Source organism: Bacillus hominis, assembly GCF_030348325.1.
GTDB classification, from domain to species: domain Bacteria; phylum Bacillota; class Bacilli; order Bacillales; family Bacillaceae_G; genus Bacillus_A; species Bacillus_A hominis.
In genome coordinates this window covers 2,742,753-2,757,851 of sequence record NZ_JAUCFS010000005.1, presented here as the reverse complement: position 1 = coordinate 2,757,851, position 15,099 = coordinate 2,742,753, and the positions used below count along the sequence as shown (strand labels likewise).

The window sequence follows — 15,099 nt, the reverse complement described above, 5'->3', positions numbered from 1 at the left end:
TTAACGAGCTTTATACGATTTATGTCAGTTATGAAAAGTACATATTTTGAGGAGGTCATCGTCTGAAAAAGATAAGGAAATTTCCAATTTTATGTATGGTGATAGGGAGCTTGGCAGGTGGTTTGGTACTTTCAGGATGTTCATCAGAAAGTAAAGGTAAGGCTTTAAAGGACTCAGATATAACACTTATAACGAATGTTCTTCCGTATGGGGAAGTAGGAGCTACCGTTGTTTGTGATTTTGGAGATACAATAGATAGCTCAAAATTAACAAAAGATAGTTTTAAAGTTGAGGTGGAAGTGAATGGGAAACCTCAAAATAGAAAAATAAATAAAGTGTATACAAATAATAAAGCTGAGGTATCAGAGGCTTCAAAAGACGGACAATACGTTGTGATCGAATTAGATGAAAACGATAAACATGCATCTACATCAACATTTAATGAAGAAAAATTTTTAAGTACAAGAGATAATTTAGATTATAAGTTAACTCTTAAGAAAGAAATTAAAACAAAAGAAGGTGCAACTTTTAAAGCATCCGAACAGAAAAATAAAATTTCAAATGTAGTTACTCCTGTTGTAGATGATTTCAAAAAAGGGGTATATCAAGATGCTTCTGGAAGCAAAATGCAATATAGACTTTTTGAGCCTAAAAAAGAGCCTAACAAAAAATATCCACTAGTCTTATTTTTACATGGATCAGGTGAACGAGGTAATGACAACTATATGCAAGTCGTAGGAAATGAGGGCGCTGTAGCGTGGGCTAATCCAGAACAGCAAAAGAAAAACCCTGCATATGTGTTAGCTCCTCAGGTTGAAGCAGCTGAAACCCTTACAGCATATTGGACCGAGGAACCTAACTATACTACTATGTTGAATTTACTAAAAGAAACCATCGATAAATATGATGTTGATAAAAATCGCATATATGTTGTTGGTATGTCCAATGGTGGAATTGGGACTTGGAATGTTATGAAGAAGAACCCGGATCTTTTCGCAGCTGCTGTTCCGATTTGTGGAATAGGAGATTTGACGGGAAATAAGCTTGTTGGTGAATATGAACCATTACAAGATACTTCAGTATTCAAGGATATTAAAGATATGCCAATTTGGGTCTTCCATGCAGAAGATGATCCGCTGGTTGATGTGAGATATAGCAGAGATGCTGTAAAAGCTATTAAAGAACTAGGTGGTTCTTTGGTCAAATATACAGAATACCCAACTGGAATCGTTAAACCAATGGGGCACTTCTCGTGGGTACCGGCTTTGCAAGATAAAGAGATGATAAATTGGTTGTTTAATCAGTCAAAATAGCTGATTACATAAAATCATTAGGAAATAATCATTCTACTACCGATATTGCCCATAAGGAGATTATACGATGAATAAAAAAATAGTATCGTTTTGCTTAGTAGCTTCTTTGACAGTATCCTTGTTTGGATGTTCGCCTAATAAGGCAGAGCAAGCTAAGGAGAAAAAAGAAGAAAAACCAGTTGAGCTTTACTTAGTAAGGCATGGGAAAACAATGCTAAACACAACTGATAGAGTACAGGGATGGGCAGATGCGCCCCTTACTAAAGATGGAATTGAAGTAGCAGAGTACCTTGGTAAAGGTTTGAAAGGAGTTAAGTTTGAAAAGGCGTATAGTAGCGATAGTGGACGTGCAATAGAAACAGAGAAAATTGTGTTAGATCAAAGTGGAAATAAAGGTATGAATATTAATCAAAGAAAAAATTTGCGGGAAGCATGTTTCGGTGAGTTTGAAGGGGAGTTAAATCATACTTTTCGGGAAAAACTTGCACAAGCAAATAATATGAACTATGAAGAATTTATGAATAATTTTGACGTTGATATTATGCTGAAAACTGCAGCGAAGATCGATAAGAGTAAACAAGCAGAAGATACTGAAACAGTTACGAAGAGAATGAAAAAAGAAGTTGATCAAATTGCAAAAGAAGTTGCAGAAGATGGCGGCGGTAAAGTTCTTGTTGTATCACATGGTATATCATTAATGGCGCTGTTATATTCAATATCTCCTGAATCGTTAAATGAAGTGGAAGAAGGATTAGGAAATGCAAGTGTTTCAAAAGTAGTGTATAAAGACGGGAAATATAAAGTTCAATTTGTAAATGATATGAGCTACGTAGAAAAAGGGAAAAAGTAAATTAATTAAAAGTCAGAAATGTTGGAGGTAATTATGAAGCTGTTAGAAGGGACTAAAAACGGACTAGAACGAATCATCACACCACTAACAAATTATCTCGGAAATAGTAAAGTAGTAAATGCGATTACATCAGGGATGATGATGACAATTCCTGTTACAATCGGTGTTACATTGTTTGCTATTTTAGGTAATCTACCATTTGAAGGGTGGAAAGAATTTTTAATTCAAATTGGTTTATATACGCATATGCAAGACATGATTAGTGCGACACTTAGCTTGTTAGCAGTATATATGGTTGTCATTATCGCTTATTCTTATGTGAAAGAAGAAGGCATGAACGGAATGACAGCTGCTGTTATAGCATTAGGTAGTTTCTTATGCTTAATGCCAATGTCAATTAAGGTTGGAGAAGAACAAATTCCAGCTATTTTAAATCAGTATTTAGGTAGTGATGGCATATTCGTCGCCATGTTTGTCGGCGTGTTCACCGGTAAATTGTACTGTGCATTAAAAAGAAGAAATATTGGAGTGAAATTACCAGAATCGGTACCACCTATGGTAGCTGATGCGATTAATCCCGTATTTATTTCAATCATCATTTTCACGTTTATCTTCTTTATTAGAGTAATATTTGGCTATACTCCATATGAAAATATTTTCAATTTTGTGAGTCAAGTAATCTCGTTACCTGTAAAAGTAATTGGATCGTCTGTATGGTCAGTTATTGCTATCTTTACTTTTATGAATATATGTTGGTTCTTCGGTTTACATCCAGCACCAATCATAAATGTGTGGTATAGTGCGACGGCTCCGTTATTTACGGCAGCAATTACAGCTTTCGCTTCAGGAACACCTTTTGCGGAAATTCCTTATTTAGGATTTAGCTTAATGCATTTTGCAGTTGCCATTGGTGGAACAGGAAATACGTTAGGTTTAGCAATAAATCTGTTATTTGCGAAATCGGAGCAATATAAATCACTGGGAAAAATCGGTATCATTCCAAATATCTTTAATATAAATGAGCCGATTGTATTTGGATTACCGCTTGTTTTGAATCCAATATACTTTATTCCATTAGTAGCATCTTCAATCGTCGGTGGATTAATTTGTATTGTATTCCTTAGCATTACAGGAATTTTATCTAAATTCAACCCACTTATTGAATTGCCGTGGGTAACACCAGCGCCATTTGCAGCTTATATTTCTGGTGGTTGGCTACTACTTATCATGACTGTTTTAATCATTATCTCTCAAATTCTATTATATTATCCGTTCTTTAAAATGGGAGATAAGAAAGCTTATGAAGCAGAACAACAAGCAGCAACTGAGCAATAATAATGTATCCCCCCGCTGATTATAGTTTCACTTTATTAAAATAAAAAAATGTTAGGAGAATTGTAATGGAACAAAATGAATTAGTAGTATTTCAAATTATATCAGCAGTAGGTAGTGCACGATCTTCATATATTGAAGCAATTCAAGAAGCAAAAATGGGTAACTTTGAAAAAGCAAGAGAATTAATGAATGAAGGTAGTGAAACTTTTATTGAAGGGCATAGAGCACATGCTGGATTAATTAGTAAAGAAGCAGCTGGTGAAAAAGTAGAAGTAAGCTTATTGTTAGCGCATGCAGAAGATCAATTGATGAGTGCAGAAGGATTTAAAATAATAGCGGAAGAGCTTATAAGTGTTTATGAAACATTTTTAGTGAAACAAAATTAATAGAAACAAACTATAACAAAACTATTTTTGAAAGGGAAAGGCAAAAAGATGCTCAATACTACATTTAAAAAAGACTTTTTATGGGGAGCTTCCACAAGTGCCTATCAAGTAGAAGGCGCATATAATGCAGATGGAAAAGGCCCTTCTGTTCAAGATGTGAAGGTTATTCCTGAAGGTACGTCAGATTTTAAAGTTTGCAGTGATCATTATTATCATTTTAAAGAAGATGTGAAACTATTTTCTGAATTAGGGCTAAAAGTATATCGCTTTTCAATAGCTTGGACTCGAATTCTTCCAAATGGTACGGGAGAAGTAAATGAAAAAGGTATTACATTCTATAGCAATCTTATCGATGAATTGCTGAAGCATGATATCGTACCGTTAGTAACGATGTATCATTTTGATTTACCGTATGAATTAGAGAAAAAGGGTGGCTGGAGTAACCGTGCTACCATCGATGCTTTTGTTACATATTGTGAAATCCTTTTTGAACGTTTTGGAGATCGGGTTAAGAATTGGTTAACAATTAATGAACAGAACATGATGATATTACATGGACAGGCTGTTGGGACATCGATAGTATCTCAAAAAGAGCTATATCAGCAAAATCATCATATGCTTTTAGCAGAGGCAAAGGTAACAAACTTATGTCACGAGATGATACATGATGCGAAAATTGGTCCAGCACCAAATATTAGTTATGTGTATCCGAAAACATGTAAGCCTAATGATATAATTGCAGCTCAAAATTGTAACGCAATTCGTAATTGGTTATATCTAGATATGGCTGTGTATGGACGATATAACAATATAGCGTGGAATTTCATGAAAAGCAAAAATATTGAACCGGTCATTCTAGAGGGAGATATGGAGATTCTATCTAGTTCAAAACCAGATTATATAGCTTTTAACTATTATTCTTCTATTACTGTTAGTGAATATGACGAAAACTTTGTAATTGATGATGCTGGTGATCAACAAATTGAAGTAGGCGAAGAAGGATTCTTCATGGGTGACGATAATGAACATCTAGAATTAACCGATTTTGGCTGGGAGATTGATCCAATCGGATTCCGAGCTACATTAAGAGAAGTGCATGATCGTTATCATTTGCCAATTATCGTTACGGAAAATGGGATAGGTGCTTACGACAAGATAGATGAAGATGGAACAGTTCAAGATCAATACCGTATTGATTATTTGAAAAAACATATCGAACAGATGGAATTGGCAGTTGCAGATGGAGTGAATGTAATTGGTTACTGTCCTTGGGCGGCAATCGATTTAATTTCTACGCATCAAGGCTTTAGAAAAAGATATGGTTTTATTTATATAAACCGTGATGAAGATGATTTGAAAGATTTAAAAAGAATAAAGAAACAGAGCTTCTATTGGTATAAAGAAGTTATTTCATCAAATGGAACCGAACGATAGCATATAGTTTCAAATTTTACATCATAGAGTGCGTACCTCAAGAAAATGTTATTTGTTTTGAGGTACGCACTTTTTATTCGGAAAATAACAGTATCTCTCTTCAGATAGAATACAGAGCTGTTTAAATCAAAATTGATACCTTCAAATTGTACGAAAGAAATATGTATATTTCCTACACTATGTACATACAAAAACTTTTTGGATATAGATATAATTTATTTACAGAATATTTAAAAAGGATTTGAGGAGGTAGCAAAATGGCAATTCAAACAATTGGCATTGTCGGTGCAGGATCTATGGGTTCTGGCATTGCAAATTTAGCTGCATTACATGGGTTTACGGTTATTTTACATGATATAGAAGAGCGTTATTTAGATAGTGCAATGCAACGTATGAATGGCTTTATGGCGAAGAGTGTTACAAGAGGAAAGATGACAGAAGAGGATAAAGAAGAGGCGCTTGGCCGAATTCGACTCACTACAACTTTAGAAGATATGAAGGATGCGGATGTAGTTATTGAAGCCGTGTTAGAAAAATTAGATTTGAAGAGGGAAGTGTTTGCAGCTCTTGATCGAATCGTTCCGGAAGGGGCTATACTTGCAACCAATACTTCATCTATGTCTATAACAGAGATTGCTTCAGCAACGAATCGTCCAGATCGTGTGGCGGGTATGCATTTCTTTAACCCTGCACAACTTATGAAACTTGTAGAAGTTGTTCGCGGATATAAAACGAGTGATGAAACAGTCGAAGGATTGAAAGCGTTATCTAAAAAGCTTTCGAAAGAACCAGTTGAAGTAAAGAAAGATTCACCTGGATTTATTGTAAATCGAATAATGATTCCGCAATTTATTGAAGCGATTAAATTACTCGAAGATGGGGTTGCTTCTGCAGAAGATATTGATAAGGCTGTTACACTGGGCCTCAATTATCCGATGGGGCCGTTTGCACTACAAGATTTTGCAGGTGTAGATATTGGGTATCATGTGATGGAGTACTTCAAAGAAGAATTAAATAATGATCAATACGCGCCACCGCTTCTTTTAAAGCAGCTAGTTAGAGCAGGTAGACACGGCAAAAAAACAGGTGCAGGTTTTTATGATTATGAATAAAGAATGGGGGATTAAGTTATGAATTATGAGTTTTTAATTTGTGAAATTGAAAATAGAGTTGCGATTGTTACGATTAATCGACCACCTGTAAATCCGTTGAATACACAAGTATTTCATGAACTTTCTGATTTATTTGGTGAACTAGAGGCGAATGAAGAAGTACGAGCAATCGTTCTTACAGGAAGCGGAAGGAAGGCATTTGTCGCAGGTGCTGATATTAATGAAATGGCAGCACTTGATCTTGTCGGTGTTAACAAAATGAATAAGACTTCACGAACGGTATTTAGCAAGATTGAAAATATGTCAAAACCAGTTATTGCGGCGATAAATGGATTAGCTCTTGGCGGTGGTTTTGAACTCGCACTCGCATGTGACTTACGCATTTGTTCGGATCAAGCAAAATTCGCTTTTCCAGAAGTGGGACTCGGAATTATTCCTGGAGGCGGAGGGACACAGCGTCTTCAAAAAATTGTCGGCCAGGGGATAGCGAAAGAATTACTCTATTTCGGAGATATGTTTGATGCAGAGCGTGCGTTCGATTTACATATTGTCAACAAGGTAGCACCTGCGGAAGAGTTATTTGAATTTGCAAAGGAATGGGCGTATAAATTGGCAAAAAAACCACCAGTAGCACTTCAAATGTTAAAAACGGCGGTAAATGTAGGTAGTAATGCTGACCTTGAAACAGGCTTAATAATTGAAAGCACCTGTTTTGGAAATGCTTTTGCAACAGAGGATCGTAAAGAAGGCTTACAAGCATTCGTTGAAAAAAGAAAACCAGTTTATTTAGGGAAATAATGAGGTGAATGGGATATGAAAGAGATTGTTTTATTGGAGGGAGCTAGGACTCCGTTCGCTGAAATTTCGGGATCGTTCCGAGGCTTAAATGCAACAGAATTAGGGGCAATTGCCGCTAAGGAAGCAATACGAAAAGCTTCTATATCTGCTGAAGATATTAATCAGGTTGTATTTGGTAATGTTCAGCAGTCTAGTAAAGATGCACATTTATTAGCAAGGCATGTTGGATTAAAAGCCGGAGCACCTATTCATGTCCCTGCGTTGACGATCAATCGTCTTTGTGGAACTGGTGTTGAATCTATTTTAACGGCAGCTCGTTATATTCTTTGCGGGGAAGCAGACGTTGCACTTGCAGGAGGAACTGAGAACATGAGCCAAGTACCGCATGTAATACCTGGAATGAGATGGGGAAGTCCACTCGGCGGTCCGGCTTTAGAAGATTGGTTATGGGATGGTCTTTATGATACGTATGGTAAATGTACGATGGGAGAAACAGCCGAGAATTTGGCTGCAAAATATAACTTAACGAGAGAAGAAGTAGATCAGCATGCACTCTCTAGTCATGAGCGGGCTCTTTTGGCAAGGGAAAAAGGGTATTTAAAAGAAGAGATTGTTCCAGTAACAGTGAAAGGAAGAAAAGGAGAACAGGTCATTGAAGAAGATGAGCATATCCGTCATACGAGCCTAGAAAAATTAGCAAAATTAAAACCCCGTTTTGCTGAAAATGGTGTCGTAACTCCAGGCAGTGCAAGCGGAATGGTGGATGGTGCAGCGGCAGTTGTTTTAGCATCCAGTAATTTTGCAAATGATAGAGGATTAAAACCGATTGCTAAGCTTATTTCTTGGGCTGTTGTTGGAGTAGAACCGAAGTATATGGGAATTGGACCGGTTCCAGCTATTCAAAGTGCATTAGAAAAAGCGAATCTAACTTTAGCAGACTTAGATTTGATTGAAATTAATGAAGCATTTTCTGCGCAGTACTTAGCTTGTCAAAAAGAATTAGGGTTCGATCTTGATAAAGCGAATGTAAATGGAGGGGCAATTGCGATAGGCCATCCACTTGCTGCGAGTGGAACGAGAATTTCTCTATCCTTAATTTATGAACTAAGAAGAAGAAATAAAAAGTATGGGGTATCCGCTGTTTGTATTGGCGGAGGTCAAGGAATTGCAGCGATTTGGGAAGCGTTGTACTAGAAAAGCCAGGGAGAGTCCTTCCTGGTTTTCCTACATCGTTTGTCCCGCTATAAGTATGGGATAAAAAACGCGAGCTAGTAGGTAAGACAATAGAAAGTGAGTGAGAGAATGAAAAAGAATATGAACTTATTAGCGGTGTATGAGCTGTTAGAATTTGTTACTTCATCTTATGGTGAAAAAGAAGCAATATATGATTTAACGAGACGAATTACATACAAACAATTGAAAAATGAAGTAGATTGTTTGGCTACTGCATTTAAGAGACTAGGAGTAGGTAAAGGCGACCTTATCGCCGTATCTCTACCAAACTGGTCCGAAACAGTAGTAATCTATTTTGCAGCAGCAAAACTAGGAGCAATAATTGTTCCTTTTAATCCAAAATATAAATCATATGAAATTGAATTTATATTGAAAGGTTCAGCTCCGAAGCTATTAATAGCATCCGGAGAATTTGAAAAGAATTTTGGTTTTGAAAAAGTACTTACTATGGTACAAAAAGCTATTACAGTAAGGTTTCCACAAGAAAATCTTAGTACGTATGAGGAGTTAATGCGTACAGAAGAAACAATGGATATTGAACCAGTAAATATAAATGTGAACGAAGATTTGTTTTGTATATTATATACGTCAGGGACGACGGGAATCCCAAAAGGTGTAATGGTTACACACCGTGCCGTTGTACAATCCGCACAAACGATAGGAATAGAGCTGCATTGTACACAAGAGGATGTATTTATTATTTCAGCACCACTATTTCATATTTTTGGTATGGCAATTAATATGCTTTGTGCAGTAGCGATGGGGGGACGAATAGTATTACAAGAAAAATTCCGTCCGCGAGAAACTTTACAATTAATTGAACAAGAAAAGGTAACCATCCAAAAAGGCGTACCAACAATGTTTATAAAAGAACTAGAATTAGAGGGTTTTGATAAATATGATTTATCTTCATTGCGTGCTGGGTTAGTTGGCGCAGCACCTATTCCGGCAAAAACAGTGACGGAGATACGAGAACGGATGGGCATTAACCTTTGTCAATCATTCGGGATAACTGAAACGGTTTCAGTTACGATGACTCCTTATAGTGATACGAAGCAGAACATTATAGAAACGCTCGGAAAGGCAATTCCAGGAGTTATGTTAAAAATTGTCGATGAAAATAGAGTAGCGCTCCCGCCCGGGGAAGTGGGAGAAATCGCCGTTAAGGGATTTGGGATAATGAAAGGTTATTATAATATGCCTGAACAGACAAAACAGGTTTTGGATAATGAAGGTTGGTATTATTCAGGAGATTTAGGTACTCTTGATCACCAAGGATATTTAAGGTTTGTAGGGCGAAAGAAAGAGATGATCATAAGAGGTGGGTTAAACGTTTATCCTCAGGAAATTGAAGCAGTCATTATGAAACATCCAAAAGTAATCGAAGCAGCAGTTGTAGGTCTTCCAGATAAAGTACTTGGAGAAGTTGCATGTGCGGTCATACGGTTAAAAAATGGAGAAGTAAGTTCAGAAGAAGAAATGAAACTCTATCTTAAAGAGAAAATGGCAATTTATAAATTACCAGAGAAAGTAATCTTTACCGATGAATTTCCTGTAACAGCAAGTGGGAAAATTCAAAAGTTGAAACTGAGAGAACAAGTATCTTCAAATATTAGTCCAACAGTTTGATAGATAGGAGGGAAGGCATAATGGAAGAATATACTTTTCAAGTAAGGTGGGGAGACACAGATGCTGCGGGCATTGTGTACTATCCTAATTTTTATAAATGGATGGATGAAGCAACTCATGAATATTTTAAAAAAATTGGTTTTCCTTCAGTCGAACTTTACGAAGAACAACAAATTGGTTTGCCCTTACTAGAAGCAAAATGCCAATTTAAGTCGCCTCTTCGTTTTGAAGACCAAGTAGTTGTGAAAAGTACTGTGAATGAATTGCATAATAAAGTTTTTACAATTCAACATGTTTTTGTAAAAGGCGAACAGGTCGTGGCAGAAGGTTATGAAACTCGTGCATGGACTTCTTTCAAAGAAAAAGCGAAAGCGCATCCAATACCTGAGGATATTCGGAGGAAGATGATGCCGGAGATAAAAACTGTAGAGAGTTAAATAAGAAAGAGTGAAGATATCATAATGGGAAATTGTGAATAAAGGGGAGATATTGATGGGAAAAGAAAAAAAATATGATGCCATTGTTGTTGGTGCGGGCCCGGTAGGACTTGTAGCAGGACTTGCATTACAAAAGAAGGGGATATCAACATTAGTAATAGAAGGAGATTCATTCGGAAGACCACGTCCAGGAAGTAGAGCAATTTATTTGCACAGTGCTTCGTTAAAACTGCTGGAGGAGACTTCAGAAGGCCTCGGTTTTACACTTGCCCATAACGGAATTATTTGGCCTGTAAAACGAACGTTTTATAAAGGGAAAGAAGTATATGTACGAAATTACGGTAAGGATGAAAACCTTAAGTATAACCGATTGCCTCATTTCACAGCACTTCATCAAGATGAAATCGAAAAGCATATGTATGAGGCATGTATAAAAGCAGGCGTTGAATTCCTTTGGGATGCTCCAGTTAAAAAGTTACACATTACAGACTCTGGAGTAGAAGTAACAATCACAAATGGCGAAATCTTAAAGGCACAGTATGTAATTGGATGTGATGGAGCTCGCTCAATCGTAAGAGAGCAAGTGGGATTAAAGTTTGAAGGTCCGCGCACGGCAGATACTTTTATCGTTGTGGATGCAAAAGAAGATGAAACAGATCCACTTCCTTTAGAAAGAATATTCCATTATCAGCATCCAGCTATGGAGGGAAGAAATGTAATGTTTGTTCCGTTTAAAGGCGGATGGCGTATTGATTTACAACTACTTGAGTCAGATAACCCAGACGATTATACAAATATTGAAAGTGCTAAGAAATGGTTGCCAAAAGTAATGGATGCTAAGTACGCTGAGAGGATTACGTGGGTGTCTTCCTATCGTTTCCATCAAGTAGTGGCAAATTCATTTACTGACGTAAAACGTCGTATTCTTCTAGCTGGAGAAGCAGCACATTTATTCGCGCCATTCGGTGCACGTGGATTAAATTCTGGAGTTCCAGATGCAGTTCTTGCTGCGAGAGGTATTGAGAAAGCACTACAATCTAATTCTGAAGAAGAGCGGATGTATGCGATTGAAGCAGCTGCAAACGAACGCCGAATTGCAGCGCAGTGGAACCGCGATGCTTCAACTACTGCACTTCATCACCTTCAGGGGAATTCTCCTGAAATGAACATGAAACGCGACATTGCTGCTTCATTAGTATCCATCGTTCCAAGGTTAGGAAGATGGCTTGATGAGGGACCATACGGACCGAAATTTGGACCTCCTGAACTGACAACGAAATATTAAAATTATACAAATACTTAGATGGGTAACGTGAACAATATGAAAGGAGCGATAAGAAATGGTTTTGTCTCAATTTATGAATGAAGAAAAGTATGGTTTTCATGCACGTTCTACAAATGGAATGATTGAGCGGTTAATGACAATGGACTGGTATAGGAATATTGGACAGCAAAATCTAGAAGCAGAGAAGAAAATAGATCAATTTATGAGTTCTCTAAACGTTAGTGAATATGAAATCAAATGGATTTCAAGAAAACAATTACATGAGACAATTGGGCGAATTTCCTTTGAAGAAAATGCTTTATGGGGGGCACTAGCAGAAGTGCCAGATCAATTGAAAGAAAAAATTGTACGTGTAGGTAACGAAAAACTTCTTGTAGATGTAGTAGATAAAGTACCAGAAGCAATTTTTCATGGTGTTTATAAAGAAGCGTTCGAAATTTTAGGAGAGGAAAAAACAGTGAAATTTCTCGTTGGGCATGCGATGTACGTAAGTGTTCTTGCATGTGTCGCTGAATTAGCTGAAGAAAAAAATGTATTTCTCCCAATTATAGAGTTAATAGAAATGGGACATGTACCACTTGGACCAGAAGGAAATACTTTTTATCTTTTATAACAAAGAATAGGGCCTGAAAGTCATACGCTACTATCGTTCTCGATTATTTGGGAAGGTAGAACTTTCATTCATGTAAAGGAAAGGGAGATAAATATGAAACTTGTTACTTTTACACATAACGGAGAAACTCGAATCGCTGCTTTAGAGAACGGAAAATTGATTGATTTGCATGCTGCTTTTAAGGCGAAATTGGCAAGTGAGGGAAATATAAGGGCCGCTCAAATTGCAGAGGCGTATATACCAAAGGATATGAATGGATTTTTACAAGGTGGAACAGAAAGTATGAATCTAGCGAAAGATGCGATCGCTTATGCGCTTATGAAAAACCATAAAGATAAATTGGTATTTGAGGAAGGTGAAGTGAAAATAGAAGCTCCAGTACCTTCGCCAGGGAAAATTATATGTGTAGGTCACAATTATCGTGAACATATTTTGGAAATGAAACGAGAATTACCTACATTTCCGGTCATCTTTGCGAAGTTTGCGAATACAGTAGTTGGTCCACAAGATGATATTCCGTTTTACCCGATTTCTGAACAACTAGATTACGAAGCTGAATTTGCTTTTGTAATCGGAACGCGTGCTCGAAATGTTTCAGAGGAGGATGCACTTCATTATGTAGCAGGTTACACAATTGTGAATGACATTACGTATCGTGATATTCAGCGTCGTACCATTCAATGGCTTCAAGGGAAGACAGTTGAGGGAAGCGCCCCAATGGGACCTTGGTTAACTACCTCAGATGAATTAACGAACCCATCTGGATTAAATATTGTTTTAACAGTAAATGGGGAGAAGCGTCAACAGTCTAATACTGCTAATCTAGTATTCTCGGTACAATATCTTGTTTCGTTCTTATCAGGTTTAATGACGTTAGAACCAGGAGATGTCATTTTAACAGGTACACCAGGTGGGGTCGGTGTTGCACGTAATCCACAAGTATTTCTTAAAGATGGAGATATTGTTCGTATTGAAGTTGATCGAGTAGGCGTACTTGAAAATAGAGTAAGACAAACATTAGAGGTGCCAGTATTATGACGAAAAACTTGCAAATCCATGCGGTCGAATCTATTTATGAATCAATCGATAATATAAAAAAGATTGTTAAGTCATTGCCTGAAGAAATAATTCGATGGAAGCCTTCAGAAGATGAATGGTCAATTATGCAAATTATTACACATGTAGCGGAAGCTATTCCGTATTGGGCAAAAGAAATTAACAGTATTAAATTAAACCATGAAAACTTATGGGGACGAGGTTTAACAGATGAAATGCGTCTACAAGCAGTTTCAGAAGAAAATATAAATAATAAATCTGTAGAAGAAGTCATTCAGCAACTTTCTTCTATACCAATCATCATAGAAAATGTACTCAACACATTAACAGACGAAGAGTTGAAAATTCAAGCTCCAAGTCGTAATCCCCGATTCAGCAATAAGACGATTGACTTTATTGTTAATCACCTCATCGTAGAACATACAGAAAAGCATTATAAACAAATCAAGCGCAATGTATCTAAATATACCAAACGGTAAGGAGGAAAGCAAAATGGCAGAAAAAAGTACTTTTTATGAAAGTGATATCGTGCAAGATTTCAACCGTGACATAGAGCGATACCATCTTGGACCACTGTGGAACGCGATTCCAGATTTAATGAAACATACACCTGAACCACATGCGCAAGCGTACCTATGGAAATCTGAATTGCTTCAAAAGAAGTTAACGGAAGCGACGCAAATATTTACACCAGACCGCGGGGGAGAACGCCGGGCCATCTACTTACAAAATCCAGGACTTAATTATAGAAAACCTTGGGGATGGGCATCAACCACCCAAACATTATATGCAGCGGTTCAATTGATACAACCTGGAGAAACCGCTCCGTCACATAGGCATGTTCAAAATGCGTTACGTTTCGTCATGGAAGGAGAAGGGGCTTACTCAATTGTGCAAGGAGAGCGTATTTTCATGGAACGGGGAGATTTCTTAACAACTCCAAATGGACTGTGGCATGGACATGGTCACACTGGTGACAAACCGATGATTTGGATGGATTGCCTTGATATTCCAACCATTTACTATCTAGGCGGTACGTTTTTTGAGCCGTATCCGGAAAAAATTGAACAGCCAAACGTGCCGGACAATTATACTGCTCAGCGTTATGAAGGTGGAATGGTTCGTCCGATTTCCGACCGATATGCAAAGAAAGCTCCACTTAATTCTTACAAATGGTCAGGGACGGAAGCGGCGCTTAACGGATTAAGTCGTTTTGAGCCAGATGCTTACGATGGTTATGCTGTTGAATATATAAATCCATCGAACGGTGAAACAGCGTGTCCAACGATTGCAGCTTGGATGCAAAAATTGCCGAAGGGATTCAAAGGAAAAGCACATCGTCATACGCATGCATCAATCTATCATGTGCATGAAGGGGCAGGATATACGATTATTAATGGTGTTCGCTTTGACTGGTCGAAAGGAGACTTCTTTGTTGTACCAAACTGGTCATGGCACGAACACGTTGCGCTAGAAAATAGTTATGTATTTTCAACAAATGACCTTCCTATTTTAGAAAAGTTCGGGTTAGAGCGGAAACAGGAATATGAGAACAATAATGGATATCAAACAATCACAGGAGAGTTTGAACCAGCTCTACCTTGATATTGTGTAAAAA

At 37.3% G+C, this 15,099-nt stretch carries 15 protein-coding genes; all 15 read left to right on the top strand.

Annotated elements, in window-relative coordinates; translation table 11 throughout:
* Positions 1-110: 110 nt before the first annotated feature.
* The 15 genes from QUF93_RS16780 (at position 111) to QUF93_RS16710 (ending at position 15,086) form a co-directional block, all read left to right on the top strand.
* Positions 111-1,313 carry a prolyl oligopeptidase family serine peptidase gene (locus QUF93_RS16780; protein WP_289359533.1) on the top strand — a complete coding sequence of 401 codons (1,203 nt, stop codon included), beginning with the start codon at positions 111-113 and terminating at the stop codon, positions 1,311-1,313.
* 67 nt (positions 1,314-1,380) lie between these two features.
* Positions 1,381-2,163, top strand: a complete 783-nt coding sequence (locus QUF93_RS16775; RefSeq protein WP_289359532.1) for a histidine phosphatase family protein — start codon at positions 1,381-1,383, stop codon at positions 2,161-2,163.
* A 33-nt stretch (positions 2,164-2,196) separates the two neighbouring features.
* Positions 2,197-3,498 carry a PTS sugar transporter subunit IIC gene (locus tag QUF93_RS16770; RefSeq protein ID WP_289359531.1) on the top strand — a complete coding sequence of 434 codons (1,302 nt, stop codon included), beginning with the start codon at positions 2,197-2,199 and terminating at the stop codon, positions 3,496-3,498.
* A 65-nt stretch (positions 3,499-3,563) separates the two neighbouring features.
* The gene (locus QUF93_RS16765) at positions 3,564-3,884 is read left to right on the top strand and encodes a PTS sugar transporter subunit IIA (protein WP_289359530.1); all 321 of its coding nucleotides are present in this window, start codon (positions 3,564-3,566) and stop codon (positions 3,882-3,884) included.
* Between the two features lie 48 nt (positions 3,885-3,932).
* The gene (locus tag QUF93_RS16760) at positions 3,933-5,318 is read left to right on the top strand and encodes a glycoside hydrolase family 1 protein (RefSeq protein WP_289359529.1); all 1,386 of its coding nucleotides are present in this window, start codon (positions 3,933-3,935) and stop codon (positions 5,316-5,318) included.
* A 257-nt stretch (positions 5,319-5,575) separates the two neighbouring features.
* Positions 5,576-6,430 carry a 3-hydroxyacyl-CoA dehydrogenase family protein gene (locus QUF93_RS16755; protein ID WP_289359528.1) on the top strand — a complete coding sequence of 285 codons (855 nt, stop codon included), beginning with the start codon at positions 5,576-5,578 and terminating at the stop codon, positions 6,428-6,430.
* Positions 6,431-6,448: 18 nt separating this feature from the next.
* The gene (locus tag QUF93_RS16750) at positions 6,449-7,228 is read left to right on the top strand and encodes an enoyl-CoA hydratase/isomerase family protein (protein ID WP_289359527.1); all 780 of its coding nucleotides are present in this window, start codon (positions 6,449-6,451) and stop codon (positions 7,226-7,228) included.
* 15 nt (positions 7,229-7,243) lie between these two features.
* Positions 7,244-8,422, top strand: coding sequence for an acetyl-CoA C-acetyltransferase (locus tag QUF93_RS16745; protein ID WP_289359526.1), 1,179 nt, complete (start codon positions 7,244-7,246; stop codon positions 8,420-8,422).
* Positions 8,423-8,530: 108 nt separating this feature from the next.
* Entirely contained in the window at positions 8,531-10,090 is a 1,560-nt protein-coding gene (locus QUF93_RS16740; protein ID WP_289359525.1) for a class I adenylate-forming enzyme family protein, read from the top strand.
* A 20-nt stretch (positions 10,091-10,110) separates the two neighbouring features.
* A complete protein-coding gene (locus QUF93_RS16735; RefSeq protein ID WP_289359524.1) occupies positions 10,111-10,527 on the top strand; it encodes an acyl-CoA thioesterase in 417 nt (138 codons plus the stop codon).
* Between the two features lie 55 nt (positions 10,528-10,582).
* Positions 10,583-11,812: an FAD-dependent oxidoreductase gene (locus tag QUF93_RS16730; protein WP_289359523.1), complete on the top strand. Its 1,230-nt coding sequence runs from the start codon at positions 10,583-10,585 to the stop codon at positions 11,810-11,812.
* A 55-nt stretch (positions 11,813-11,867) separates the two neighbouring features.
* A complete protein-coding gene (locus QUF93_RS16725; protein ID WP_289359522.1) occupies positions 11,868-12,425 on the top strand; it encodes a hypothetical protein in 558 nt (185 codons plus the stop codon).
* 93 nt (positions 12,426-12,518) lie between these two features.
* The gene (locus tag QUF93_RS16720) at positions 12,519-13,463 is read left to right on the top strand and encodes a fumarylacetoacetate hydrolase family protein (RefSeq protein ID WP_289359521.1); all 945 of its coding nucleotides are present in this window, start codon (positions 12,519-12,521) and stop codon (positions 13,461-13,463) included.
* A complete protein-coding gene (locus QUF93_RS16715) occupies positions 13,460-13,960 on the top strand; it encodes a DinB family protein (RefSeq protein WP_289359520.1) in 501 nt (166 codons plus the stop codon). The genes QUF93_RS16720 and QUF93_RS16715 overlap by 4 nt, the downstream gene beginning before the upstream one ends.
* A 13-nt stretch (positions 13,961-13,973) precedes the next feature.
* A complete protein-coding gene (locus QUF93_RS16710) occupies positions 13,974-15,086 on the top strand; it encodes a cupin domain-containing protein (protein ID WP_289359519.1) in 1,113 nt (370 codons plus the stop codon).
* Positions 15,087-15,099: the final 13 nt, after the last annotated feature.

Coding starts and splice junctions, on each gene's coding strand:
- QUF93_RS16775 (WP_289359532.1), top strand. CDS start 1,381: ATGAATAAAAAAATAGTATCGTTTTGCTTAGTAGCTTCTTTGACAGTA.
- QUF93_RS16770 (WP_289359531.1), top strand. CDS start 2,197: ATGAAGCTGTTAGAAGGGACTAAAAACGGACTAGAACGAATCATCACA.
- QUF93_RS16765 (WP_289359530.1), top strand. CDS start 3,564: ATGGAACAAAATGAATTAGTAGTATTTCAAATTATATCAGCAGTAGGT.
- QUF93_RS16760 (WP_289359529.1), top strand. CDS start 3,933: ATGCTCAATACTACATTTAAAAAAGACTTTTTATGGGGAGCTTCCACA.
- QUF93_RS16755 (WP_289359528.1), top strand. CDS start 5,576: ATGGCAATTCAAACAATTGGCATTGTCGGTGCAGGATCTATGGGTTCT.
- QUF93_RS16750 (WP_289359527.1), top strand. CDS start 6,449: ATGAATTATGAGTTTTTAATTTGTGAAATTGAAAATAGAGTTGCGATT.
- QUF93_RS16745 (WP_289359526.1), top strand. CDS start 7,244: ATGAAAGAGATTGTTTTATTGGAGGGAGCTAGGACTCCGTTCGCTGAA.
- QUF93_RS16740 (WP_289359525.1), top strand. CDS start 8,531: ATGAAAAAGAATATGAACTTATTAGCGGTGTATGAGCTGTTAGAATTT.
- QUF93_RS16735 (WP_289359524.1), top strand. CDS start 10,111: ATGGAAGAATATACTTTTCAAGTAAGGTGGGGAGACACAGATGCTGCG.
- QUF93_RS16730 (WP_289359523.1), top strand. CDS start 10,583: ATGGGAAAAGAAAAAAAATATGATGCCATTGTTGTTGGTGCGGGCCCG.
- QUF93_RS16725 (WP_289359522.1), top strand. CDS start 11,868: ATGGTTTTGTCTCAATTTATGAATGAAGAAAAGTATGGTTTTCATGCA.
- QUF93_RS16720 (WP_289359521.1), top strand. CDS start 12,519: ATGAAACTTGTTACTTTTACACATAACGGAGAAACTCGAATCGCTGCT.
- QUF93_RS16715 (WP_289359520.1), top strand. CDS start 13,460: ATGACGAAAAACTTGCAAATCCATGCGGTCGAATCTATTTATGAATCA.
- QUF93_RS16710 (WP_289359519.1), top strand. CDS start 13,974: ATGGCAGAAAAAAGTACTTTTTATGAAAGTGATATCGTGCAAGATTTC.